Annotated in this window: 20 protein-coding genes and 1 pseudogene; 13 read left to right on the plus strand and 8 right to left on the minus strand. The window is 63.0% G+C overall.

The window, feature by feature from the left end; translation table 11 throughout:
• The first annotated feature begins 115 nt into the window (after positions 1–115).
• Entirely contained in the window at positions 116–3655 is a 3540-nt protein-coding gene (locus tag ACWCSU_RS49310) for an nSTAND1 domain-containing NTPase (protein ID WP_449943797.1), read from the plus strand.
• Here ACWCSU_RS49310 and ACWCSU_RS49315 read toward each other — a convergent pair.
• A complete protein-coding gene (locus ACWCSU_RS49315) occupies positions 3649–3948 on the minus strand; it encodes an NIPSNAP family protein (protein WP_449943800.1) in 300 nt (99 codons plus the stop codon). The two genes, ACWCSU_RS49310 and ACWCSU_RS49315, sit on opposite strands and share 7 nt — an antisense overlap.
• Before the next feature lie 429 nt (positions 3949–4377).
• Between ACWCSU_RS49315 and ACWCSU_RS49320 the strand changes: the two are divergent.
• Positions 4378–4719 (plus strand): annotated as a pseudogene (locus ACWCSU_RS49320) (helix-turn-helix domain-containing protein); the annotation flags it as partial.
• A gap of 106 nt (positions 4720–4825) precedes the next feature.
• Positions 4826–5320, plus strand: a complete 495-nt coding sequence (locus tag ACWCSU_RS49325; RefSeq protein ID WP_449943802.1) for an integrase core domain-containing protein — start codon at positions 4826–4828, stop codon at positions 5318–5320.
• Between the two features lie 213 nt (positions 5321–5533).
• Here ACWCSU_RS49325 and ACWCSU_RS49330 read toward each other — a convergent pair whose 3' ends face one another.
• Both ACWCSU_RS49330 and ACWCSU_RS49335 read right to left on the minus strand, forming a co-directional pair.
• Positions 5534–7060 carry a hypothetical protein gene (locus tag ACWCSU_RS49330; protein ID WP_449943805.1) on the minus strand — a complete coding sequence of 509 codons (1527 nt, stop codon included), beginning with the start codon at positions 7058–7060 and terminating at the stop codon, positions 5534–5536.
• Positions 7061–7485: 425 nt separating this feature from the next.
• Positions 7486–8235 carry an Eco29kI family restriction endonuclease gene (locus tag ACWCSU_RS49335; RefSeq protein ID WP_449943808.1) on the minus strand — a complete coding sequence of 250 codons (750 nt, stop codon included), beginning with the start codon at positions 8233–8235 and terminating at the stop codon, positions 7486–7488.
• A 239-nt stretch (positions 8236–8474) separates the two neighbouring features.
• Here ACWCSU_RS49335 and ACWCSU_RS49340 point away from each other — a divergent pair, with 239 nt between their 5' ends.
• The 5 genes from ACWCSU_RS49340 (at position 8475) to ACWCSU_RS49360 (ending at position 15569) form a co-directional block, all read left to right on the plus strand.
• On the plus strand, positions 8475–9824 hold the full coding sequence (locus tag ACWCSU_RS49340) for a DNA cytosine methyltransferase (RefSeq protein WP_449943810.1): 1350 nt from the start codon (positions 8475–8477) through the stop codon (positions 9822–9824).
• A gap of 91 nt (positions 9825–9915) precedes the next feature.
• A complete protein-coding gene (locus tag ACWCSU_RS49345) occupies positions 9916–10623 on the plus strand; it encodes a very short patch repair endonuclease (RefSeq protein WP_449943813.1) in 708 nt (235 codons plus the stop codon).
• A 313-nt stretch (positions 10624–10936) separates the two neighbouring features.
• A complete protein-coding gene (locus ACWCSU_RS49350; protein WP_449943816.1) occupies positions 10937–13306 on the plus strand; it encodes an ATP-binding protein in 2370 nt (789 codons plus the stop codon).
• Complete coding sequence (locus ACWCSU_RS49355; RefSeq protein ID WP_449943819.1) at positions 13303–14973, plus strand: DEAD/DEAH box helicase family protein; 1671 nt, start codon at positions 13303–13305, stop codon at positions 14971–14973. The genes ACWCSU_RS49350 and ACWCSU_RS49355 overlap by 4 nt, the downstream gene beginning before the upstream one ends.
• Entirely contained in the window at positions 14970–15569 is a 600-nt protein-coding gene (locus tag ACWCSU_RS49360; RefSeq protein ID WP_449943822.1) for a hypothetical protein, read from the plus strand. Before ACWCSU_RS49355 ends, ACWCSU_RS49360 begins: the two co-directional genes overlap by 4 nt.
• A gap of 361 nt (positions 15570–15930) precedes the next feature.
• Here the strand turns inward: ACWCSU_RS49360 and ACWCSU_RS49365 are convergent, their stop codons facing one another.
• Positions 15931–16875, minus strand: coding sequence for an HNH endonuclease signature motif containing protein (locus ACWCSU_RS49365; RefSeq protein WP_449943825.1), 945 nt, complete (start codon positions 16873–16875; stop codon positions 15931–15933).
• A 721-nt stretch (positions 16876–17596) separates the two neighbouring features.
• Here ACWCSU_RS49365 and ACWCSU_RS49370 point away from each other — a divergent pair.
• From ACWCSU_RS49370 to ACWCSU_RS49380, 3 genes are read left to right on the plus strand one after another with little or no spacing between them, the layout of a single operon-like run.
• Positions 17597–17830 carry a hypothetical protein gene (locus ACWCSU_RS49370; RefSeq protein WP_449943827.1) on the plus strand — a complete coding sequence of 78 codons (234 nt, stop codon included), beginning with the start codon at positions 17597–17599 and terminating at the stop codon, positions 17828–17830.
• A 29-nt stretch (positions 17831–17859) separates the two neighbouring features.
• Complete coding sequence (locus ACWCSU_RS49375; protein ID WP_449943829.1) at positions 17860–19851, plus strand: hypothetical protein; 1992 nt, start codon at positions 17860–17862, stop codon at positions 19849–19851.
• An 18-nt stretch (positions 19852–19869) separates the two neighbouring features.
• A complete protein-coding gene (locus ACWCSU_RS49380; RefSeq protein WP_449943832.1) occupies positions 19870–20454 on the plus strand; it encodes a hypothetical protein in 585 nt (194 codons plus the stop codon).
• A gap of 338 nt (positions 20455–20792) precedes the next feature.
• On the opposite strand, the gene ACWCSU_RS49385 is transcribed toward ACWCSU_RS49380, so the two are convergent.
• The 4 genes from ACWCSU_RS49385 to ACWCSU_RS49400 form a co-directional block, all read right to left on the minus strand.
• Complete coding sequence (locus tag ACWCSU_RS49385; protein WP_449943835.1) at positions 20793–22157, minus strand: tyrosine-type recombinase/integrase; 1365 nt, start codon at positions 22155–22157, stop codon at positions 20793–20795.
• Positions 22154–22345 (minus strand): helix-turn-helix transcriptional regulator, encoded by a 192-nt coding sequence (locus ACWCSU_RS49390; RefSeq protein ID WP_364084329.1) that lies wholly within the window; start codon positions 22343–22345, stop codon positions 22154–22156. Before ACWCSU_RS49390 ends, ACWCSU_RS49385 begins: the two co-directional genes overlap by 4 nt.
• A 757-nt stretch (positions 22346–23102) precedes the next feature.
• Positions 23103–23315 (minus strand): DUF397 domain-containing protein, encoded by a 213-nt coding sequence (locus tag ACWCSU_RS49395; RefSeq protein WP_364084332.1) that lies wholly within the window; start codon positions 23313–23315, stop codon positions 23103–23105.
• A complete protein-coding gene (locus ACWCSU_RS49400) occupies positions 23306–24133 on the minus strand; it encodes a helix-turn-helix domain-containing protein (protein ID WP_449943839.1) in 828 nt (275 codons plus the stop codon). Before ACWCSU_RS49400 ends, ACWCSU_RS49395 begins: the two co-directional genes overlap by 10 nt.
• 249 nt (positions 24134–24382) lie before the next feature.
• On the opposite strand from ACWCSU_RS49400, the gene ACWCSU_RS49405 reads away from it, so the two are divergent.
• Positions 24383–24904, plus strand: coding sequence for an ATP-binding protein (locus ACWCSU_RS49405; protein WP_449943842.1), 522 nt, complete (start codon positions 24383–24385; stop codon positions 24902–24904).
• Between the two features lie 76 nt (positions 24905–24980).
• Positions 24981–25313 (plus strand): hypothetical protein, encoded by a 333-nt coding sequence (locus ACWCSU_RS49410; RefSeq protein ID WP_449943845.1) that lies wholly within the window; start codon positions 24981–24983, stop codon positions 25311–25313.
• Positions 25314–26049 lie beyond the last annotated feature (736 nt).

Consider the following 26049-nt stretch of genomic DNA (forward strand, 5'->3'; position numbering starts at 1 on the left):
GACGAGGAACATCCCTGATATACGTCAATAGGACAGGAACGTAACGCCGCAACAGGAGAGTCCGGATGCGTGCCTGCTTTGGACGACCACGATGAGCAGACGCCGGAGATTGTCGTTGCTCCTACAGCTCCTCCTGATCGTGGTCGCCGCACTTCTTGGCATCGTGACGAACTACGCGACCAGCGTCGAGGGCGCCCCCTTCTTGTTGCGCATTCTGCAACAGATCGCTGCTCCGGCCATCGGGGTGCTGGTCCTCATCCTGGTCGCTGGGACCGTGATCACGTACCGTTTGGAGAACCCACCGCCTCCAAAACGAGTATGGAATGCCAACCGTGCACCGTATCCCGGACTGGATGCTTTCAAAGAGGACGAGGCGGCCGTCTTCTTCGGCCGCGACCGGCAGATCTCCGAGCTCGTTCGGCGGCTATACGGCCCCTCCACCAAACCAGGTGACCGATTCGTAGCATTGATCGGCGCCTCCGGGAGCGGTAAGTCATCGCTGGTGCAAGCGGGCGTGATCCCGAGGGTGCGGGATCGGCGCTGGTTGGTGCTGCCCGTAATGACGCCCGGAAGCAACCCGATGGCGGCGCTTGCCGTAGCTGCGGCCAATGCCGAAGGCACAACCGAGTCGCATGCCTTACTACGCCGACTGCGGCGGTCACCGGATGCGCTCGCTCGTCATGTCCAGCAGTTGAGAATGACGACCGGGCACCGGTTCAGTCGCCTGCTACTGGTCGTCGACCAGTTCGAGGAGCTGCTCACATCAGCGGGAGAACGTGAGCGGGATCTCTTCCTTTCCGCCGTTCATACAGCCCTTGACCGAGATCGGAGGTTCTGGGTAATTGGTACGCTGCGCATCGAGTTCCTGCGCGACTTTCTGGAGACCAGACAAGCGGAGCTTTTTGAAAACCCGGCGGCCATCGGGGCAATCGGGCACCTCGAACTGGCGCAGGCCGTAGAGGAACCAGGTCGGCTGGCGGGAATGCGATTCGCCCCCGGTCTCGTGGATCTCATCGTGGAGGAGGCCGGAACCACCGACGCACTGCCACTCATGGCGTACCTATTGCAGGAGCTGTACGACTCTGTGGGCTCTGGCAGGACTGCTGACATCGGCCATTACCGATCCCTCGGTGGTGTGGGCGGGGCCATGGCACGTCAGGCCGACCAAGTTGTCGTGGCGCTACACGACGAGGTCGGCATCGAGCCGATTCTCGCTGTGCTGTTGAAGTTCGTGACCCTCGAGGGGCAGCAAGCGACTCGGCGCAGAGTCGTCTTGGCCGAACTGACACCTGGCGAACGGCGAATCATCGACACATTCGTCGATGCCCGGTTGCTCGTCACCGATGTACGAGATGGCCAGCCAGTGGGGCAGGTTGCACACGAGGCCCTCTTCCGTCAGTGGCCGCCGCTCCGGCAAGAGGTTGAGACTCGTGCCGAACAACTGCGCCAGCGCGCTGAGTTGGAAAGATGGGCGGTCGACTGGCAAAGGTCTGGGCGCAGTGACGACTATCTGCTGACGGGGAGCCGGCTTGCGCTCGCTCAGCGATGGGTGACCGACCTGACGGAGTCCGGCCAGGCCACCGAGAGTGTGCGCGAACTGGTCGAGGTCTCTCAGCGCCGGGATCTGGCGTACCTCCGGCGAATCTCGGATGGGATTGGCAGCCATGTGCTGACTTCCGCCGAGCAGGCTCCGGAGGAGTCCCTGCTCCTTTCACTAGCGGCACTGGACGAGTGCGCGACAACTCCGGCCGCGCTGCGCGGCCTCATGGCCGCGCTCGCGTTCAGCCACTCCACTCTGTCTCTACACGGGCATACGGACGCGGTGCGCAATCTGGCGTGGTCACCTGACGGAAGGTGCATCGTCACCGCCTCGCGTGACGGTACCGGTCGGGTGTGGGACGCCGTGACAGGCCGGACGCTGGCTGTGCTCTCCGGCCATGAGGGGATGGTCGAGATGGCCTCGTGGTCGCCCGACTCAACCATGGTCGCGACCGCGTCACGAGACCAAAGTGTTCGCCTGTGGGACGCCGCGACCGGCGAACTCCAGCGGGTTCTGACCGGTGCGGCGGACGTCGTGCGAGGCGTGGCTTGGTCACCGGACGGTCGGCACGTGGCGGGTGCTTCGCGGGATCTGACCGTGAGGATCTGGCATGCGGAGTCCGGCGAGATAGTGCGTGAACTACACGGCCACCGCGACAACGTGCTCGGTGTGGCCTGGTCACCCGACGGCAGCCGCCTGGCCACTGCGTCCCACGACCGCACGGTGATCGTATGGAATGTCGCAGATGGTACGGCGGACTTGACGCTTGAGGGACATCAAGACTACGTCGAAGGGATCACCTGGTCTCCCGATGGAGTCCAGGTGGCCACCTCGTCGGGCGACCACACCATCCGGATCTGGGACGCCTCCGACGGCCGCCAGACGCTGTTGATCCGTGGCCATACCGAACCCGTCTGGAACGTCGCCTGGTCACCGGACGGCCGGATGCTCGCGTCTGCGTCGGCAGACCGTACCAGCCGAATCTGGGACCCTCTCGATGCCCGCCCACTCGCTACGCTGCGCGGCCACGGTGACGGGGTCTGGGGTGTCACCTGGTCCCCGGACTGCTCCCGCATCGCCACCGGGTGCGCCGATGGCACCGCTCGCATATGGGAGCTACAGCAGCGAGGGGCCGAAACCGTGCTGTTCGCCACTCACGGCGGCAACGTGTACGACGCTTCCTGGTCTCCAGATGGCATGCAGGTCGCGACCAGTTCGCAAGACGGCGTAGTACGTCTGTGGGACGCCCGAAGCGGGCGGAGCCAGTACGTGTTCAGCGGTCATGACGATCTGGTGCAGCAGGTCCGCTGGTCACCTGACGGCAGTGCCCTGGCGAGTTGTTCCAGCGACCGGAGCGTACGAATCTGGCGGCTGGGCGAAAGCACCGCGCGCATGCGACTGGATCCCGGTGGCTCGATCGTCGAGTGTGTCGCCTGGTCGCCGGACGGAACCCGGCTGGTCAGCGGCGGCCACGACCGGGTCATTCGCATCTGGGACGCGACCGGTGACGGGCGGCAACTCACCGTACTGACCGGCCACCAGGACTGGATCAGCTGCCTTGCTTGGTCCCCGACACAACAAATGCTGGCCTCGACGTCCGACGACCGTACCGCCCGCATATGGAACATCTCAGCCGGGGAGCAACACACCGTGCTGCGTGGCCACGACGGCTGGGTCGACTGCGTTTCCTGGTCCGCCGACGGGACTCGCGTGGTCACCGGCTCGGCGGACCGGACCGCCCGCATCTGGGACATTGGCTCTGGCAGGCAGATTGGAGTTCTGCACGGCCACGAGGGCCGAGTCCACGCGGTCGCCTGGTCGCCGGACGGCACGCGGGTGGCCACCGGATCCGACGACTGCACCGTACGGGTCTGGGATGCCGAGAACTGTGAAGAGATCACTATCGCCGGCGTCCATCGAGGAAAGGTCCACTCCATCGCCTGGTCCACAGATGGGCAGGCGCTGCTGACCGCATCGTTCGACGGAACCGCGCGAGTCTGGCAGGCCACTCCCGACCAAACCCGGTTGCAAGCCCTGGCGCGAGGTCGGGTCTACCGGATCCTGACGGTGGAAGAACGACGCAGACATATGCTGCCCCTCACCGAACGTCAATAGACGGCGGTCACCTCGCGAACCACCCGGTCCACCAGGTACAGCGATGGATCCAGGCCCATTCCAACGCGTTCAGGAGAGGCCCAGTACTGTTGGTTCCGCTCCTGGAAGCTCTCCGGTCCGTCGTACGAAAGCACCCACACGAACTGGCTCCGTTCATGATCCAGCCAGGCGCCATGGATTTCGAACCCAAATTCAAGACGAAGCGGCACGACCTGCGATCGCCACTTCTCCGACCATTCCTCCAACAGGCCCTCTCGGATCGTGTAGGTGCGATGCTGAACGGTCCCGGACATGTTGTCACCTTTCGCCTCAGGTTGGATGTGGGGCCACCGCACGGTGAGGGGCGTACTGCCCGCCAGCCACCTGCGCCCTCTAGGTACCCCTCCTGGGATCAAGGCCAACGGGTGTGATTGCCGCGAGTTCTGCGGAGTCAGAGCGATCGGCCGAGAGCGGTGGTGAACAAGGCTGAAGGAGTTCTCACATCGTGAGACCGAGGCGGTCAGCGGGTTGCGGAAATCGTCACGCGCTGTACCGATTCAAAATCCTCGTAGGGCGCTTAACCTGCAGGTCGAGCTGATGCGGCGGTATGGAGAAGATCGGTTCCTGTGCCTCTCCGTCTGCTGTATATGATCAAGATTCGGATGTTCGGCTGGCTGGCGCTGCTGGGCCGAAGTGAGGCGGTCAAGAATGCCGAGATCATGGTGCTCCGGCATGAGGTGGCGATGTTGCGCCGTCAGGTCAGCCGTCCGAAGCCGAACTGGGCCGACTGGGCGCTCCTGGCCGCGCTGGCCAGGCTCCTGTCGCCCGGGCTGCGGGCTCCCCGGCTGGTGACACCTGGTATCCTGCTGGCCTGGCACCACCGCCTGGTCAAACGCGCCTGGAGGTATCCGAGCCGGCCCGGCCAGCCTCGGACAAGCAGGGAGATCCGGAAATTGGTGGTGCGGTTGGCGAAGGAGAATCCGACGTGGGGATATCGCCGGATGCACGGTGAACTTGTGCGGCTCGGCTATCAGGTCGGTGAAGCGGCCGTCGGGCGGATCCTGCGGCGCCGACGCTTCGATCCAGCCCCGAAACGTCGACACCTCATGGGGGCCTTTCTGCGCGCCCAAGCAAATAGCTGCTGGCCGTCCACTTCTTCCACATCGACACGATCTCCTGAAACGCCTGTACGTGCTGTTCGTCATGGAAGTCGCCACCCGGACCGTGCGTATCCTCGGCGTGACAGCCAACGCCACCGGAGCGTGGACGGTCCAGCAGGCTCGCAACCTGCTCATAGACCTCGGTGCCCGGGTCAGATCTTTCCGCTTCCTCATCCGCGACCGGGATACCAAATTCACCGCTGTTTTTGATGAGGTTTTCGCCGGCGAGAGCGTGACGGTGGTGAAAATCCCGCCGCACACGCCGCAGGTCAACTGCTACACCGAGCGGCGGGTGCGCACTGTGCGGGCCGAGTGCACTGATCGCATGCTGATCTACAACGAACGGCACCTGCGGTCGGTGCTGGCCCAGTACGCCGCCGATCACTACGATGGCCATCGGCTGCACCAGTCTGGCCGACAGCAGCCACCCGATCACCACGAGCGAACCGTGATGCCGCTGGAAGGCCGGATCGAACGCCAGAGGGTGTTCGGCGGGCTAATCAACGAGTACCACCGAGCTGTGTAGCCACCCCAGAGAACCCGCAGGTCAAGCCCCACACGATGAGTTTGACGCGGTACAGGCTCCCGGAGACCCAGAGCGACGTAGCGTGAGCTATCCATGCGAGGCGGCAAGGCTCCGGGGAGATCTTCAAACCGACATGCTGGCCTCACCCCGGAGCTTCCCGTACTCCGGGCACTTGACCTGAGGTCACCGCAATCGAATGAGTGCCCCTGATGGCTAGGCGCGTGGTGGGGGCAGGCTGGAGCTGCTGACGGCCAGGTACGTCTCCGGCGTCGCCGCTTCGAGGAGCCCACCGTCTCCTGCCAGGTCGAGTTCTGGCTCCTGGGAACGGTGCAGCAGATCACTCCAGTCGCGTGTCGCTCCCTCCTCGTAGGCACTGCGGAGCAGGGGGCGCAGCCGGGGGCGGACCTCCTCCTGCCGCTCACGGAAGATCCGCCGCTGGATGAGTCGCTGTTCTTCCTGAGCCTCTTTGTTGAGTTCCTGGACATCGGCCAGCTGGTCTTCGGCACGCAGCCCTGGGGTGCGCTGGGCGATGGCGAGGTCTTCCTCGTGGAGCCGCTCGCAGGCAGCGAACAGCTTCCGGGACATGCCGAGGCGAACCTCGGTTCCGGGAATGCGGCAGGTGAGAAAGTCATCAAGGCCCCAGGAACGGACCCTGGCGCGCAGCGTGTGCCGCTCGGTGTAGGGCGCTACTCCGAGGGCTTCGGCCCGCATGGCGCGGGTGAAGTCGTCGCCTTCCAGGGGCGTGGTCAGCCCGGAGCGCCGACGACGGGACGCGCGGTCGGCGGAAACGAGCACGGTGCGAAGCTGCGAGGCAGGAGCGGAGCGCAGCGCCAGGTAGGTGAGCATCTGGGCGCGGGCCGCACCGATGAGCGCGTCGTCGCTGTCGCCGAGACGGTCTTCGAGATTACCCGGGCCGGCCGCTGACTCGTCATCGATGTCGAATCCGGCTGCGGGGAGCGGCGGCTGTCCGAAGTGCAGGCCGTGGTCGATGGTGAGGAAGAGGTCGTCACCGGGCCGCACACACGCTCCGACCAGGACAGTGCGGTGGGCGTACGAGCCAAGGATCTTGCTGCCGGCGGCCAGTTGCGCCCACCCCTTGCGGAGCGCGCCGAAGCCCACGTCGCCCCCCTTGGCCTCGATCAGCCAGTACAGGCCCTCTGCCTGATGCTGCCCCCATAGGTCGGGCAGCATCAGCTTCGGATCCTTGAACATGTCACGCAAGGCGTGGACCGGGCCACCAAGTTCGAGGTGCTCGGTCTGCCCCAGGCCTAGCAGTGAGCGGCAGGCCCACTCGGCCATCGTCATACCCAGCCGGTAGGAGGCCGCGTTCTTCGCGCTGCGCTCGGTGCCGTACGCGTAGACCGGGTTCAAGGTCAGGCGCCAGCCTTTGGTGCCTCGTACGGGATGCTGAAGCATGACGGGGTGCATGCCGAGATAGGCGTACAGCGGCGCAACGCGGGCGACGAGTTCCCCGTGCGCATACCGCGGCTGATTCTGCAAGTGCGGGGTGACGTCGCGTCCGACCTCAATGGCGGCCTTGATGATCTCCCGCCAGGTGGTGGTCGAGACGTACCAGCCATCGGTCGCCGGGAACCCGCCTGGCCCCACCCACAACTCCTGCTTGGCCGTCCGCCACTGCCTCCTGGGCTTCCTCTCAGGCCCGTTACGGAAAAGGACCGGTACGTCGAAGCTGTCGGCGTAGGTGAGCGGCGGCTCGTCCGGGATACGTGCGGGGATCATGTGCATCACTCTGGCATGCTTGGATCGCTTACCGCACCGGATATGGGATTGCCGGCCGTTCCCAAGAGGAGCCATTCGGTTGGCCTGGTTCTTGCCCCCATACGGGGTGACGAGCCAGGTGGACCTGTTTTGCGGTGGATACGGCTCCTACACTCGTATCCTTGCAGTTCAGGAGCACCTTTTCTGTTATTTCAGGCTAATACCATCCGAGCCGGAGGCTAACGGCGCGACTGTCGGCGGGGAAGATCAACGACTGCCTGAGGGTCGCGCCGCGGCTCTTCCACCGATCGTGGCCGACGCGACCCGATCCGCCACGTCCGAGATGCGAAGCTCGACAATCCGGATGACTTTCCCGACACTCTGCCTGCTCTCCTCGTACGCCCACCCTAAACCATGCGACCAGGTCTCCAAATAGGGGATTGAACTTATGAGGTCTCTTCGGCCTCGATGGATTCGATTTCCTCTTCCGAGAGTTGACCCGCGAAGAAGTCTCTGATCCGCTGCCGAGAAAGATCGGCGGAGATAAGACTTGGCGTGGGCATGTTCAATCGATGAGACCACCAGCGGCCAGGGTGCAGTTCATCCCACGGGGGACGCTTACCAGTTCGTCGCCGGTCCGCGCCTGGATCATGATTTCCGAAACCGTCCACGAGACTGTTCCAGACAGGACGGTGATGTCTGATCATGACCCGCTCGGCCAGGGTAACGAACGCCTCAATAGCGACAAGATGCCGGACCAGGAAGTCCTCGACCTCTAGGTCGAGGACCTGCTCGATAGACAATCTATGATCTTTGATGCGGTCCCAAAGGGTGGTGGAGTCAACAGTCTCGTCGGCCACTCCCTTCCGGGTCCCCTTTGGCCGAGCCTGACCGACATAGATGGGCACCTTGCAGTCTGGCGAACTGATTGGAGCGTACAGCTCGTGTGAACCATTGTAGTAGATCGCATAGATGCCGCTTCCGAACATGGGGGCGACGTCTCCGAGCGGCTCCGGGTCTCGGGAGAGAAGTTCTACCTCGACACTGCGACCTAGGTTGTCTAGATCCAGAGGGTTGTACGCCTCGAATCGTCGAGCGACGGCAGACCACGATCGATTCTTACGAGGAACCCTGGGCGCCCTCGGCGCCCGCTCCCTGTCGCCTTCCAGCGAACCAGAGGGGAATAAAGCAGACATGCGCGCTTCCGTTCCATGTGTCACGCTCAGGTCGGACTTGCTGTGGTGACCGTACCGCGATCTCGCCGCGTGAGAGCCGGTGCGGCACACTGGAGGTTGCCATTGAGGCCAGCGCCGTGATCCACTGCAGCCTCATCCTGGCAGGGTCCGCACTGGAAGCACCGCCACTCTATGCGACTTGTAATCGAAATCTTGGCGAGAGGTGCCCAAGATCGACAGCTCCGCGGTATGGTTCTCGCATGGTTGACCAGCCGCAAGCGACACAAGAACCTCGCACCAGTGTTGAGCTGTTTGCGGGTGGTGGCGGCCTTGCCATGGCGGTTCACCAAGCGGGCTTCCGCCCGCTTCTGTTCAACGAGCTCGACAACCGCGCCTGCGAGACGCTTGTGGCCAGCGCCCAGAAGACTCTCGGGGTCGACGGCTTGGCGCGAACTCAGGAGACGCGACCTGAGCCGCCCAAGCCGGGCATGCCCGCTCCTCTATACGCGGGTGATGTACGCCATCTCAACATGAGCGCCCTTGAGGGCAAGGTTGATGTTCTGGCAGGAGGACCGCCCTGCCAGCCGTTCAGTGCGGGCGGCGTCGCCAAAGGCGACGAGGACAAGCGCAACATGTTCCCCGCCATGTTCAAGGCCGTTCGCGAGATTCGACCGAAGGCCGTGATCTGTGAGAACGTGCGGGGCTTGTTGCGGCCATCCTTCGCGGAGTACTTCAAGTACATCCAGAATGAACTACGGCTCCCGTTCCAGAAGCGGAACGACAAGGTGAGGTGGCAGGAACACAACGATCATCTGACGAGCATCCTCGAGAAGCTCTCTGATGATGACACTGATCCCGACCACTACAAGGTCGTGATGGTGCCGGTCAACGCGGCCGACTATGGCGTTCCACAGGTGCGCAACCGCGTTGTTATAGTCGCCTTCAGGGCTGACCTCGGCGTTGACGTAGAGACGTTCGAGAAGTACGTCAGGACACCGAAGTTTTCCGAAAACGCTCTGTTCCGCTCCATGCGTGACGAAGACGGTCCCTACTGGCAACGCCACCAGGTGCCGGATTATGTGCGCGAGCGGGTCCGAGCCCGCCTTCCCAAGGTGATTAAGGAAGACGATTGTCAGCCATGGCGGACGTTGCGTGACGCGGTCCAGGGGTATGGCACAGATGTGAAGCTGCCAGCGCTGCCGACAGTGGATCTGGATCGACTTGACGAGAAGTTCGACTTCGGCAAGGACATCAACGTAACAGACCACATTGGCTGGCCCGGCGCCCGGATCTACAAGGGGCACACTCCGAACGAGCTTGACCGACCGGCCAAAACAGTTAAGGCTGGCGTACACGGTGTGCCAGGCGGCGAGTCGGTGATGTTGTTGGACGATAGGTACCGCGATCCCCAAGCTCCTAACGGATGGACCTACCGGCACCGCTACATGACAGTTCGTGAGACTGCGCGTGTGATGACCTTCCCCGACGAGTGGCTCGGCGCCGGTCCACGGGGTGAGCAGATGCGACAATTGGGCAACGCGGTCCCGGTCGTCCTGGGTGAGTTCTTCGCAAACGCCGTCGCTGACGCGCTCGCAGCCGCAGGACACTGACACCATGGCGCGCCAAGGCGAGGGACTCTGGAAGAGAGGGATCCCTGCGGAGCGAGCGTACAAACGTCGCGCTGGTGCCGTCGCGCCATCAGTGGAACAGGATCGTGCCGCCGGCGGCCGCAACCGCCGCAGCATCGCTCTTGGTGATGGCCGGTTCGCGCGGGCCTCAATCACGCTTCGGTTGTACGGACGCACTCGGCGCATCCGCGCGTACTTGCGTTGGTCTCAGGACGGCAAGACCGAGGAGAGATACGTCTGCGAAGTCGAGCATGCTTCCCGTCGCAAGAACCTCGTCGAGGCGTGGCACCAGGCTTGGGCGCAGGGGTTCTTGACCGAAGAGCGCCTACCACCTGAGTCGACAGCTTCTTCGCCAGAGGTCCGTGCCTCAATGCGGGGCAACCGCGGCAAGGACACGGAGCCTGAACTGGCCCTTCGCAAGAAGCTTTATCAGAGTGGCCTGCGTTACCGAGTCAATGCCCAGCCACTCTCCGAGATTCGACGCAAGGCGGACGTAGTCTTCCCTGCCGACCGAGTCGCGGTCTTTGTGGACGGCTGCTTCTGGCATGGATGTCCGGAACATTACCGTCCGGCAACGAGGAATGCGGACTTCTGGCGTGAAAAGATCCAAGGCAATAAGGCTCGTGACACCGAGACCACCGAACGGCTAGCGGCAGCTGGCTGGACAGTCATCCGGATCTGGGAGCATGAAGACCCTGCTGCAGCAGCGGATATGGTCGGTCACGTGATCGAGCAACTACGGTCAGGTGTTGCTGCAACTGTCCCAGCGTCTGCCCGCTGAGGCGACGCTCTCCAGCAGGCCCTACCAAGGCTCGTGAAAGCTTGAGTCCGAGCGGCTACGCGGCAGCTCAATAATGTAGAGGGCGCAGCTGTCCCCTCAGACGCAAACCCGGCGTCTGCCGGCAAGAGGCATCTCAGCACCTACGACCTGCGGCATCCAACACTGTGACATGAAGCCGAGCGTAGATGTTGGTGCTTGCCTCTAGGCTTTCTTCTACGCGCGCTGACTATCAAGAGTCGGAACGTTGAGAGGTGCCTGCGAAGGGCCTCTAGCGTGCTCGCGCGTCGGCTGAGGGCAGGAGGCTACCAGCACCATGAAGATCACTCCTTCCGCGCGTGTACTCCGCATGCTGGGCGAGATCGAGTTCGACGAATGGCAGTGCATCGCGGAGCTCGTTGACAACGCTTTCGACGACTTTACCGAGATCCATCGAGCAGGCATCCCCTGGGCCGGAGGCTTCCGGGTGAGCGTACGGCTCCCTGATTCGGCCAGTGGTGAGCTGGTGATCGAGGACACCGGACGCGGCATGACTTATGAGCGTCTTGAGCGTGCAGTGCGCGCCGGATGGTCGGGCAACGACATGCACGACAAGCTCGGGCTTTTCGGTATGGGTTTCAACGTGTCTACGGCCCGGCTGGGCCGACGCACCCGCGTACTGACGACGCGTCAAGGAGATCCTGAGTGGATCGGCGTAGAGATCGACCTCGACCGCATCCGAGATGACTTCGAAGCCGAGGACATCGTGGAGCCTAAGGTCGACCCGAACGAGCACGGCACCCGCATCATCATCAGTAGGCTCAACGCTGGTCGTGCCCAGTGGCTCCGCAAGAATGGCACAGCGCTGCGCAACATCCTCGGCGGGGTGTACTCCTGGCTGTTCGAGAACCGCCCGTTCGAGCTGTGGGTCGGGGGTGTTCAGGTCAAGCCGGTGAGACACTGCCGTTGGGGAGACGATCGCTCTGTGCTCTACAACAGCAAGGAGCGGATCCCTGCCTATATCGAGATCAATGAGAAGCTTGAAGACGGCCTAGCCTGCTCCGATTGCGGACAGTGGCAGCTGCCCGGTAGAGAAGTGTGCGAGGACTGCGGCAGCGACCGGCTTAGCATCCGTGAGCGTCGAGTACACGGATGGCTTGGGATCCAGCGCTACCTGCACAAGCAGGAGTATGGGATCGATTTCCTCCGCAACGGCCGCAAAATTCTGCGGTGGGACAAGCGGCTCTTCACCTGGAGCAATCCCGACGGTGGTGTCGGCAACGAAGAGCCCGAGTACCCCGTGGAGCTTGCCCATCAAGGGGGCCGCATTATTGGCGAGATTCACCTTGACCATGTTCCGGTCGGCTACCAAAAGAACGCCTTCGAGTACGGTGATCGCAGCTGGCGTTCGGCTGTGGAGATTCTACGTGGTGTCGGCCCGCTGCTCCCTCAGAGGGCAGCAGCCCTGCAGTACCCGGAAAACACCAGCCCACTAGCCCGATTGGTGAAGGGATACCGTCGGAATGACGCCGGCGAGCGTTACCTCATACCGGGGGATGGCCGGAAGCCGATACACGATGATACCCGCCGATGGGGTCAGGAGTTCCATAAGGGGATCACGGCCTATCAGACCGACGAGCGCTGGTGGCAGGCAGTGCTGGACCATGAGGCAGCTAAACGCAACGGCAAGCAGGAGAAGGTCGCCATCAGCACGCCGGACAGGCCAGATGAAACCGCAGTGCTTGAAGCGCTCGGTCTGGACGAGGCGGAAGACATGCTGATCAATGAGCCGACCGAGCCGCCTGTCCAACCGCCAGCGCAGACTTCACCGACAGCAGTGGGCGCACCCATCACTCCTGCGGCGCAGGAAAAGCCGAAAAAGGAAACCCGGCAAGAACGCATCGACCGCTATACAGAGAACTCCGCCTTGTACCCGGCGCTGAGCCGTCCCTTCGGTCATCCACGTATCGGGTACATCGACATCGAAGCTCGGCAGCTTGCTCATGGCCCGCTCCTCGACGACAACCTCAACCCAACCCCAGTTTTGCTCGATCAGCGTAGAGGTATGTCCTTCGTCGCCTTCCTCTACCTCGGACACGAGATCTTTGAGAAGTTCGGCGTGGATCCCGCTGACTTGCTGATCGCGGAAGCCGCTGTCTGGCTCAAAGTCCAGGCTGACAGTAACTGGAGCCATTCCCAGCTCATCTCCGCCATCCGTGCCACGTCCCTGCCGGCCACCGCGCTTGACGCCCAACTGATCAGTGCCGAAGCACAGGAACTGCTAGCCGAGATCCGTCAGCGCATGGCGGTGGAACTCGATCGCACCGGCGAGCCCGAGCGTGCATTCCAATATCTGTCCCCAGACGAGCTCACGGCCACCGAGACCGCCATGATCGCGAACGGGCAGATCACGAGGACTACCGACTTGGGCACGAGTGGCGAGTTCTTGCTGCACGTTCCCCCACTGTTCTTGGTGCACCTGCTGGAGTCCTGGCCGGAACCGTTTATGGATGGCAACGTGTTTCAGGGGCTGTACCAGGGAGTTTCCTCTCGAGGAGCCCAACGGCTCAGCCTCGCGCGAACCGTCGGCTACCTCTCTGACGTGGCCACTCAAGCCAGCTATACCGCCGCCAGTCTTCCAAACCAGCTGCTGCGCACGAGGTTGAGTATCCGTCTGCTGTCCGATGAACTTGCGGAGGAACGTTGAGCGCAGTCTTCCTGACGAGGGACGAACTCCTGCGAGGAGGTCCGACTAGACTTCCATACGCTGTTGAACGAGCGCTGTGGCATCTCGGATTCAACGACGTCCGCGTCATCGACGGCACTGGCGACAACGGCGCAGATCTCCTGGCGGTACGTGACCGTGAGCAATGGGTCTTTCAATGCAAGTGGAAGGCGAACGGCAAGGTTGACCGTACCGGGATCGACGACCTCGAGCGCGCCCGCACCTGGTATCGCGCGGATAGGTCCGTACTGGTGACCAACACCGACATCAATCAAGCCGCTGAGGAACGACGCCGAGCTCTGAAGAGCGTGGGCATCCCGATCAGTGTTTGGCACGGGGCCACACTGGTTGAGATAGGTGACCGTATGCCTCAAACCGTGCCTGGCCAGTACGCATTGCGTCCCTACCAATCAGCCGCAGCGGATGCTCTCACCCGTGATCTTCTCGCCAACGGAACCGCCCTGCTCGTTCTGGCCACCGGGCTCGGAAAAACGGTTGTCGGCGGGGAGGTGATCAGTCGGCATATCGCTGTCGATCCCAAGTCTAAGATTCTTGTCGTCGCCCACATGAAGGATCTGGTCGAACAGTTGGAAAGGGCGATGTGGCGGCATCTCCCAAAGCACATCCCAACTCGCCTGCTCACCGGAGACAACAGGCCTCAGGACCTCGATGGCGTTCTGGTCGGCACCGTCGAGTCCGTTCTTGGGGCCGCACGCTTGGGCTATCGCCCCGACCTCATCATGATTGACGAGACTCATCACGTAGCGGAGACCGGTAGGTTCGCGGAACTGCTGGATCTGTGCGGGACCGCCGTACAATTGGGCGTGACCGCGACACCCTGGCGCGGTGACAGGTTCGACATCACGTCACGCTTCGGCGAACCAAGTTTCAAGATGGGCATCGCCGAGGGCATGGCCGCCGGCTACTTGTCCGCCGTGGACTATCGGCTCTACGTGGACAACATCGACTGGGATGTCGTAAGGAAGGCCAGTGTCCATGGGTATTCGATTAAGGACCTCAACCGATCTCTCTTCTTGCCCCAACGCGATGAAGAGGTCGTGGAGCACTTTCGCGAGGCCTGGCGGACAACGCCTGACCCACGCGCCATCATCTTCTGCCAGACGATTGAACACGCTGAGCACATGGCCAGGTTGTTCGCCAGCGCGGACTCCGCATGGGCTCGCGCCTCGTTTCTACATAGCGGGCTACCGCGCCAGCGGCGCCAGATCTTGCTCAATGAGTTCCGGCTCGGACGGGTTCCACTGATCACATGCGTCGATGTCTTCAACGAAGGTGTTGACGTTCCGGACGTCAACCTGATCGCGTTTCTTCGAGTCACTCATAGTCGGCGTATCTTCGTGCAGCAGCTCGGCCGAGGCTTGCGTCTGAGCCCCGGCAAAGAAGCTCTTCGCGTCCTCGATTTTGTCACAGATATCAGGCGTGTTGCTGCCACCTTGGATTTGCGTCGCTCGCTCGAGGCTGAGGAGACCGAGCATCTTAAGGTACGGATGCCCCATGCCAGCCGGATTGAGTTCAACGACGAGACTGTTGGTAGTCTTATGGATCACTGGATCCAGGACGCCGCCGATCTGGAGACCGCAGCGGACGAGGTTCGTCTTCAGTTCCCCCTCACGACAGGAATCCAATGACCGCCTACTCTCTACCTACAGATCTCGAAGAAGACATCGTCCGCCTTCTCTATGGAGAGGCGGCCGACGTGAATTGGACATTTCTCCCCGACGCTGAACGCACGAGGTTGTACCAACAGTGGACGGCCGACCCGCGGATCGGCGGCCGTCTACTGCCCTTTGTCGGCACTCCCGAGAACGTCCGCCCGTGGATCAAGGATGGGCCGATGAAGGAGTACACCCGTGCAACGTACGGCGTGGGTAAGTACGCGCCGTTGGTTGCCAAACCCACCACCAGCGTGGAAGTGCTTGTCGAGAAGGCCATCGGAGCAGGATGGTTGGTCGACTTGGAGTCACTCGATATCAAGCCGCTCAAGGTTGTCATCCGACGCAGAGACGATGAGGAGATTGAGCAACGCTTCACATGGGGGCCCGTGAGAGATTTCAAGCACCTTGCTTGGGCGGCAATTACCGCCCAAGCGGACGGCGACCCTCTGCCGTGGGTGATCTGCGCGGTTGACTCCTTCGTACGTCGGGTTACACCCAACCAGAAGGCGACTCACGAGCGGATAGCGCAGCGTCTCGGCCTAACCGTCGCACACGTGACAGATGGATAACGCTGCCAAGGTTGAAGTGAGTTCTGATGCGTCCCAACTTCGGTGGATCTGATTGGCCTACTGTCATGCCAGCTGGGTCTGCACGGGAGCCTCTCGTGCTCGATATTGTTCCCGAAAGCCCTACAGGCGATCAATTCTAAAGGTGAAGCACCCAGCCCAGTCGCTTGTGTAACTGTGCAGAAACGGGTGCCTCGGATGAACTCAATATGGCATGGCCACGGCGACGAGCCGCCAAGCGCACTCGCCGAGGCCACGCCCACCACCTTCCAACCATCAAGAGGAAGGCGTCCGTCAGCATGACAGCCACAGCCAACACCGGCTATCGGATCTACCAGGAGCACGCGCGCTTCCCTGGCGCTGGCTACGTGCCCGAGAGGGCGCTTGTAACGCCACGGTGCATTGCCCAGTGCTGGGTGATCCACCTCTGGTGAGCCTGGTTGAGAGCAACGGCCAACGGCTGGCCGTGCAGCTTGTCGTAGTCCGGGTAAGCGCGGGTGCCAGGCGCGATGTCCAAAGTCAGCTTGCTTGGATCGATGGCGATCTGTCCGAGGTCGAAGAGGCGATGAACGTCGCGGCGTAACAGCAGCCCGCCATGGGTATGGTGTTTGCCGCTTGAGGCGTAGCTGTACAGGTGTGCTGCTTCCAGGGCCGCCGCAGGCATGGGGCCAAGGAAGGCGCATACCTCTCCGAACTGATCCAACAAGTCGGCGCGGAAGCTGGCCTGACCGTTGCGGACCCGGACCGTTCTGGTCTTATGCCCGCCAGCGATGACCTTGCGCGTGTTGTCCGCGATGTTCAGCGGGGTGGCGTTCTTTCCCGTCTCCACCCGGGCGCGGAAGTCGTCCCAACGCAGTCGTCGCAGAGCGTTCTGCGACTTGGGCTTCTCACACAGAGCCCGCAGTTCCTTGTCGGTGACGTGACCCCGCAGGTCAATCCAGCCAGCCTCATACCGGGCGCGGTAGGTGGTCACCGCGACCGTCTTACCGTCCGGGACGTCGAACTCCGCCTTGCACTCTTTGTTCCAGCACCGGTACTTCGGCGTCTTGTTCACGCGCGGGCTGATGTCCGCCTTCTTGCACTTCGGGCACCAGCTAAGGTCTTTGGTGCCGCTGCCAATCGCGATGTCCTCGATCACGGACAAACCCAACAAGGTCTTCCCGTCCCACAACACGATCGTGTCCCCCACCATCACCTGGGAGGCGTTGTTCACCCTGCTGTCCCAGCTGTAGTGGGTGGAGGGATTGTCGTCATACCCCTCACCTACGCGCTTGGCCTTAGCGGCCAGATACATCAACCACGCCGTCACGTGACTCCTCCGTTGCCCGACGCCGCCCCACATCCGCCGACCGCACGCATTCACGCAGTCGGGGACTGTCCACCGATCAACGTAGCGGGCGGTCCCAATGGTTCCATTGCAAGCACCGGATCCCCTGCAGCTGCCTGTGGAGGGTCTGCGGTCGGGATGGAAGATCCACCGCGACCGGTGGCCTTCCGCAGCGCATCCAGCGTCGCGATGTCGCTGCCGTTACCATGGAGCGACCATCCTTACTTCGTTGACCGCCAAACCGCCAGCTAGCGGTTCACCGGCAAAGACATGCGGAGAGCCCGATGGGGTGAAATCCGCATGGCGAGGTTCGAGACAGCGGCTCAGGGGACGGACCAGGGACGAGGTCAGCACCATACCCTGGCCAACTGCACACGACCACCGGGAAGTCCCTGTCACGGGCGACTCCCCGACACGCCGCCCTGGATCCCGTCACCGATCCGGCATAAATCGCCAGCTTGACCGCCACACCTACGAGAGCGGCTAACAAAATCCCTCGAATGCTCGCATGCCGCTGAATTGCACGCACAGGGTTTCGGTGTGCGCCATCTGTGGCCTGCCCATGCCCTAGCCACTTCCCACGTTGTACGTACGGCCGGAGTCTCCAGGTTCGACGCGATATCCACTTGGTCGGACTCGTCCCGGATGCGCCACCCCTGGTTACGATTCAAGCGTCCAGTCGTCTCTCCTGGGTCAGGCCGCCATGCCGACGAAAGATGAGGTGGAGACCGCTCGCCGGCAGATCGAGCGTCTTTCCGATCAATGCGAGGCGGATTTACGCGAGCTCATCCGACTCGCCGAGGGTGGCGCGCTGAAAGGGCCGGAGGGCGACAAACTCTCCGCCGACATGCGCCAGTGGGAGCGCGACACCAAGAACTACTTCCGTGCGGCCCTGGACACCCTCCATCAACTCGCCACGTCGGAGGTGGCTCCATGAGTCCTCAGGTAGGCATCAACCCCGAACTCATGACCAGGGTCATCGCCATGCTCAAGCGCACCGGCCCCGAGTTCCGGGAATCCAGCCGCCAGGTCGAGAGCGCGCTCGGCCGTGCCGGTGTCGAGCTGTGGGCCTCGCCCGCGCTGCGCAGGATCGCCGACGAAATGAGCGCGAAGCCGCCGGACCTGCAAGGCCGCCTGGACCTGATCCTCGCCACCCCCGACGTGGGGCTCGACCGCGACGGCATGATGTGGGCGGACGGCGCGGACTGGCAGTCCAGCACCACGGAAGGCGCCGCCGCCGCCCAGGCGGTGGCGGCCAAAATCCGGGCACAGGTCAAAGCCGGGAAACTCGACGCCCAGACGATCGCCCAACTCGACAAACACAGGAACGATCCGCTTTTCGCGACCGCCTTCGCCAAGGAACTCCCGCCGGCTGAGCTCAAGCGACTGATCACCCGCATGTTCAGAACGGATCTCCCTTCCACCGGCCGCCCGGATGACAAGGACCTGGGCACCGAGAAGAAGATCGCCGACCTGATCAGCGTCATCCTGGGTACCGCCTCCCGGGCCCGGAAGCTGCCCGACAAATACGCCGACGAGCTGCTCAAGGATCTGGACGCCCCGCAGAGCCCCTTCGCTCTCGGCAAGCTTCTCGGCAAGGGGACGTTCGACCACGCGTTCCTGCTCAACGTGGTGAAGCGGGTCTACGACTACGACGTTGCTCACCCCGAGGCACGGACCATCGAGATGGAGTTGCCGCTTTCCGGCACGAACAAGATGCGGCCCGGCCCTGACGAGAGCCCCATGACCGCGATGCTGAACGCTCTGATCCATCATCCGAAGGTCGCCCAGGACTTCTTCATCGACCCCAAGCGCAGGCCGCTGGCCTATCTGATGCGTGATCGGCGGTGGGCACCGGGGAGCGACAAACTGCTCGGCGAGGCCCTTTTCGAGGCGGCGACGAAGTCCCGGGACCATGGCATGCCCCGGGAGCAGTCGAGCGGATACAAGTCCGCGCTCATCGCCTCATGGGCCAGCCATTACTGGGCTGAGGAGAAGGTTCAGGAGAACCTGCCGGGCACCCGGACCTGGGCCGCCTCCATCCAGGCGAACTACGTCAGCGACGTTCACCGGGCCTTCCGGGCTCCGGCGACCACGGAATACGGCGTGGACGCCGCCTACGATCCGGACAAGTCCCTGTCCGGCATAGAGCCCTATGGCGCGGTCCTCAACAAGGGCGAGCTCAAGAAGGCCATGGCGTGGGCGTTCAACGACAACGACGCGTTCAAGACCGTGATGGCGGCCCACGCGCAGTACTCGGTGAAGGTCCTGGACGAGACAGCATCCGAACTGGCTGCGGAGGTCAAGGCCGAGTTCGCGGCATGGCACAAGTCGCATCCCGGAGCGACCAAGAAGCAGATCGACGACAAGCGGCAGGACATCCTTGAGAAGACGATGAGCGGCAGCGGCGGATCTTCTCAGTTCCAAGGCATAGTGGACAACCTCAGCAAGACGACGTACGCGATCACCGATGCCGGGAACATCGCCAAAATCGAAGAAGCCAAAAAGAACGACGAGAAGTACGCGATGTACAAGAACATGATCACGAAGATCATCGACCTGGTACCCGGACCGCCTGGCAAGTTCGTCGGCCTGCTGGTGGACCAAGCAAAGGAGCACATCTACGGACAATTCAAGCCCACATCAGAAGAAAAGGCAAAAGAGGCGGCCGGGAACGCGATCGAAGACGCCGGAATCATGTTCCGAGATGCCACTGCGGCGGCCATGATGCGTCACGGACTTTTCGGCGACGGATCGGTACCGGCACCAACTCATCCATACGCTTCCAAGCAATACCCGAAAGGCTCTACTGGCGACTTCCTGGTAGACGGGAAGGTCATACCAAAGGATCAGATGAACGCAGAACAAAGAAGAGCTTACCGTGAATGGCTCTATCTGACTGATGAGACGAAGCGCGTCTTCTATGGCGCAGATGCAGCCATAGTCCGAGACTCTTGATCCACAGCAGAGGCCCCCATGAGTCAAACCTCCTTCAGCACGAGAAGCCTGTTATCGCCCACGGCATTACTTCTTGCGGCGGGCCTGCTGACTGCCTGCTCGGCCCCTCCGACATCGCCGCCGTCTCCCGCACCGGACACGCGGCCTCTCGGCGATATCACCGCCGCGCCCAAGATATGCGGCCTGGTCTCGAAGCAGTCCATTGAACGCGCCACCGGCCTCAGCGACTTCACCGTCCAGAAGTACATGTCCGACGATGGCAAGCACCTCGATTCCTGTTACATCTACACCAAACCCCGAAGCGGTAGCGGCTATCGCCTCAGATTCGAGATCGACAACACATCACCGCTCCCGCTGAAAGATATTGAGCGAATCAAAGCATCCAGCGACGGAGTCGACCTGCCCTCCGGCTCCGGGCCCGGATACACCTTCACCCTCGTGGAGTCCGGGGTAAAATACGAGACCGCCGGCTGGGCATGGGCGCGGGATGGCAGCAGCATGCTCACCGTGACACTCGCCGAGACCCCATCGAACAGGGACCCTCAAAAGGACGCCGCCGAGTTCATTCGTCAACTCAGGCCTATCGTTCTCGACAAGGACTGAGCGTCGACACTGGAGCCCGACCCGCCCAAGTGATCACTCACACGTAGGTAGTCGATCCAAGACCGAGGCCGCCGACTGCCCGACCAGCGCGGCGACAACCAGTTCGGCCACTTCCGCCGGCGATATCCGCCTGCGCCTCATGGCACCCAAGTACATGGACCGGCCCACCAAGCGCCGGCATCGAATTCTTATCAGTCTTGCCGTGACCGAAGGAGCCGACAGACCAGCCACTCAGGTAGACCCGAGCGTGGCGTCCCGTGGTGGAACGCCACGATAAGACGCGAGGCAGGGAGGGAACGGCCCCGGCAGGTCCGGGGCCGGAAGCAGATTCATGCAGGCTATTCGGTCAGGGCATCGTTGATCTTGCCGTTGAAGTGCTCTTGCTGGCCATCCACGCATTTCGCGTAAACCCGCAGCAGGACATCCACGCCATGGCCGGCGCGCTTGGCGACTTCGACGGCCGGGACGCCCGCGTTCAACCACAGCGAGACTGCCGCGTGCCGCAGGTCGTACGGTCGAGCAGCCAAAGATGAGGCGAACTGTGCCGGGGTGAGTGCGAGTTTGCGAGCTTCCTGCCAGACGTAGGAGTACGCCGAACTGGAGTAGGTGCCACCGGTACCCGTGTGGAAGACTCTGCCGTCCTCGGCGGTGGCGTACTCGGCGACGTGCTCGCGAAGCATGGCAACCAGGATGGGCGGGATGGGGATCTCTCGTGTTTCCTTGTCCGCGCGGTGCTTCAGGTTGCGCGACTCGTGGGTCTCGCCGGAGTTGGTCCAGCGCTTCGTTCCTTGGGGCCGTGCCTTTTCCAGGACGATCAGGCCCCAGCCCGCGTCCGGCAACGTGCAGTTGGTCAGCCGCAGGTCCGCTGCTTCCTCCGGCCGGAGCGCGGCGTAGTAGACGCATGCGAAAAGGGCCTTGAGCCGAGGACCGCGCCTGCGGCCTACTTTCGGCACTGCGTCGAGGAGTTGCCGTGCTTGGGTTGGGTTGACCACCGTGCGGGGGTCAACGAGCGTTACGGACTTGGGTGCCCTCCTCTTGATCTTGTCCAGCGGGTTTCTGGTGAACAGTTGCTCCTCGACTGCATGCTCCAGCAGGTGATGCAGGATGGCGCGCTTACGGCGTACCGTGTTCGCCGCCGCCGGTGCGCCGGAGAAGGTGATGGATACGGCTTCGAGGGCCTTGTGTAGAACCTGCGCTTCTTCGAAGGCCGTCAGCGGCAATGAGGCCCTCTCCAACCAACTCAAAGCCACGGCCTGTGCCGTCGTCAGGTCGGCCCGCCGCTTCTCCGGGAGCAGCGCGTGGATCCGTAGAACCTCTCTGAGTTCCCCATCGGCAGGACGGTGCGGCGCGTCGGTGACCAGCACGGGGATGAGAGAGAGCAGTGCGTACGCGTCTGTCTCTCGGGTTCGAGGTGCCGTCGAGTTCCAGCGTCGCAGGACATACGCCTGAGCGAACTGGAGGAACGATGGCCCGGAGGATCGCCGCGCGCACTTCGACGCAGGCAGGCCGGTGTCGAGGTCGAACTCCTCCCCTACCTTGGTCGCCTGCCGTAGGTCGGCCATGAAGGCGTAGGCCAGCCCCTTGGTCCGGAAGCTCTTCGACCTTTCCTTGCCGGCTACTCGCCAGCGAGCGATGTAGGCGGGCGTACCGTTGTTGAAGCGCCGCTGGATCTGGCCTAGCTTCACGTCGTAAGTGGTGTTCACCTCGATTCCCGTCGTGAGTCGAGCCAGGCCATGAGGTCGCTCCGCCAGATGCGGAGTTCGAGGTTGGGCAGTTGGACGCAGACTGGTGCGCGGCCAATCTGACGCCAGCGGTAGAAGGTGCGGCGGGACACGCCGCCCAGCTCTTTGAGGACCTGAGGAACGGTCAGCAGCTCATCATGCCTGGTCATCGGCCAATACCCCGGTTCGGAACGCAGGTGCTTGGGCGACTGCTGCCTGCGGGGACCGAATGGCGTACGGTACACCGGACCTTGAGGTCTACCCGGCGGACACTGTCCAGCTCATGCATGGTGTTGGCGTGGTGGAGGAGCCCACATGGAGTGCCGATTGGGCGATTCACACTGCCATGTGGGAGTACGCGTCGACGGAGCTCGCCGGCTCTACAGATCCGACTGGCCCCGCGGTTGTCAGGCCGGGCGTTCAGCCAGTCGATCGGCCCAGGGGTGGTGCGGGAATGGGCGAGCTTGCCCAATACGTACATCTTTCCTCCAGCGATCTGATCTGACCTCGGCCCGTCAGGTGTCCTGGTGGACGTACGGTCCCGCGATCACCCGCATGGCGATGATCCCCGGACCGGCTGAGGCACGGGCTATAGACGCTCACCTCTAGCCGCGCTGTCAAGTCCAGCGGGATGGCGTACTCACGTATCGCGGCAGCTCAGCATGGACCCAACCTCCGAGCGGATGGGCGAACAGGAGCAGTTCTCGGCGGCTTGCGGAAGGTCAGCTGGTCGCCGTACACGTGACATGGATCGGCAATTCAACTGGGGAGCGCTTCCAGTTCGTCGCCGACCTCGCGAGCGCCTTCGGCGTCAAGCGGTAGGCGCCAACCTATTGATCTTGGTGGAAGGGGTCGATCGCCCTACCCGGCAACAGGGACAGGAGCTCGCCGCCAGCGAGCCCCAGTCGATTCCAACGTCGGTAATCGTCAGAAGTCGAATTCGCCCTTCTTGGCGCCATCGATGAACGCAGCCCAAACCGATGCTGAGACGACGTAGGGAGCCTGGTCGGGGGCTTCAGTGTCGCGGATGCCGACCCGGCCTCCGGGTAGCGGTGCAACCTCCAGGCAATTGCCGTTGTCGCCAGAGTGTGCGGCCTTGCGCCAAGCAGCGCGGCCCAGATCCTCGTTGGTCACTTCCATCGCTTGGCTTTCTCCTCGATCAATCGGAGTGACGCCCTGCGGGGAAGGGCATCACCATGCAACATCTCATACCTCGACTTGACGTCCAGAACACGATCGGAGTCGGCGGTGATCTGGCTCAGGGTGATTGACTCAATATAGGCCGTATCGGGCATCTCTGGTCCGCTGGCGAGCATGAAGGCACCTTGCAGGCCGGTCGTCAGCCACGCATTGTGGGGAAGGACATGAATGTGAACGCGCGGATGATCATCCATCGCGGCCAAGTGTGTGAGTTGCTCGTTCATGACCGCCTCACTACCGATGGGCCGGATGAGGACCCCCTCGTCCAGCACCGCCCATAGCGTAGGCCCGTTTTCCCGCTCCAGGATGCGCTGGCGATCCATCCGTGCGGCGACGCTTTGCTCGACGAGGTCGGGAGTGGTTCTCGGCCTGCCTCGGAAAATGGCTCGGGCGTACTGCTCGGTCTGAAGTATGCCAGGGATGATCAGCGGCTCCCAGGCGCGAAGCATGTCCGCCCGCTGTTCGATCTCGACGAGTTGTGCCAGCCAGATCGGCCACCGGCCGGCATGCTCGACGGTCTCCCGCCAGCGGGCCAGCAGTCCGCCGTCGGCTCCCAGTGCAGTGTCGGCGGCGCGGGCGAATACCTCGTCGGCCGGACGTTCCCCGCGCTCGACCATGCTGATCTTCGAGACAGACCAGCCGAGCATTGCGGCAAGTTCCTTTTGCCGCCTCCCAGCCACTATGCGGTATTCACGAAGATGAACACCGAATTCCGCTCTTGGGGCTTTCAACGCGGGTTCCGGATCGATTTCTCGCAATGCAGGATGCTCCCTTCCTCGCGGCACACGAGAAACGCACGCCGAATGTGTAGTAGCACACCTGGTTCGTGCCTGGAAAGTGCTTTGCAATCCACCCCTCAGGCTGGGGATTTCTGGGAAGGTCTCTTCAGGCCAGCTCGGCGTATCACAGCCAGCCACACACGGAAGCTGATCGTGCGTGCACTTGGCCGATCCCATTATTCACATAAGCGGCATGGCTGTTGATCGAGGATTAGCGAGGCGGATTCGTTGATCTACTACATTTCACTCCCCCAGCTCCAGGTAATCGGCACAGCCCATCTGGCGCACAGCGATCGGGCCCCTCATCTGGCCCGGAAAGCTGTCAGCGTCTGGCTGGCGCCCGAGCATCCAGCGCAGGAGATCACGGTTCTGGCGGCCTCGGAGCTGGTCACCAATGCGGTGAAGTACGCCGACGCCTCCAGCGGCAGCGGCGATGACGGTCGTGACTGCCGCGGTGATGCCGCAGGCCGTCAGGACGCAATCGCGCTCAGGCTGTGTCAGGGGCGGGACTACCTGCGGCTGACGGTGACCGATCCCGGATCGTCCTGCTCAGAGCCGGCGAGGATTCCGCTGCAGACACCGAGCCTGGACGCCGAGCGTGGGCGGGGGCTGGCAATCGTGGAAGCCCTATCCCGCAACCGGTGGGGCAGCTACCTGATGCCCCTGACCGGACTGCGCCTGGTGTGGTGCCATCTCGACCTCAACCCGACCCCAGCGCAAGTCGAAGAGCTGTTCCGCGCCCCGATCTAACCCGGGCGCATCCAGCCGCATGTCACAAGCAATCTTCGCTAGAACCCCTTGCCGTCGATCAGCCTCGGAGACCGTCATGCCCGACCCCGTCCCGCCCGGCGTAGCCGACCAAGCCATCACCTACCTCAGCGACCTGCAGAAATTGCTGCAGGACCAGGGCCTGCACGCGCGCCTGCTCACCCACGACGAGCGACTGCCGCGTCTACGGGTCATCAACCCCGACGCCCCCTCGCTCAGCGAGGTCATCTCGGCGGCGCCTCTGGGAAACGAGTGGAGCTTGTGGTGGTCATGGGCCGAACCGATCACCCCGGTCAGTGAGATCGCCACCGCCGCCGAGCGCATCCGCTACGTGCTAACCCCCGTCGCGAACCAAGACACCTGCCTCGGACCACAACACGAACCAACCTGACAGCGTCCGGCCGCCCCATGACGCGGCAGGAAGGGCCACGATCCGCACCCATCGAACGACACCGGCCACGCCGGTGCGCAACCCCCTGCTAACCCGCGACCGCCCAGAAGACGGACTTGTCTGGATGCAGCGCCCTCATCTGGCCACATCCGAGAGCGCGGGATGAGAGCAAATCCCCTGCCTCTCGGGAGCGCGGGAGTCGTGTGCAGCTCGACACGAAGCGCTTCTGAGAGGGCGATGACCGCGAGCGCCTCGAGTGGAGGCATGGACGCGGTCACGCCCGGACGGCTGGCCGATAAGCGGAGCCCGGTCAGCCGCCCCTGTGACGATCACGGCGGTGCCCCCGTCCGCCTGATCGTCGCCGGGCGGCCCCTCGCAAGGAAATGGCGTCGCAGAGGCAAGGGCCCTGCGACTGAGGGGCCGCCCATCTCCGTAGACGTCCGGCAGCAGCGCGCTCCCTTCCCAGCGTGTGCTGCTGCCGGACCCAGGGTCTCCCAGAAAGCACCTGCTATGGGTTACACCTGCCAGGCGCATCATCCCCTTCTAATAGGGCCTCCTTCCGTTGCAGAGCAGGGGGAAGGCGAAGGCCGGCCAGTCGTGGGACCCTTAAATGCGGTGCCCTTGGCGACTTGTCATCCGCCCTAGTACTACAGCCTGATTTCGTGATGCATGAGCCAGCGTCTCCAATGGTGGCTGGCTCGGGCGCGGGTCTGGTGGTGGCGCCGGCGTTGGGACC

It is taken from the genome of Nonomuraea sp. NPDC001699 (assembly GCF_053596455.1).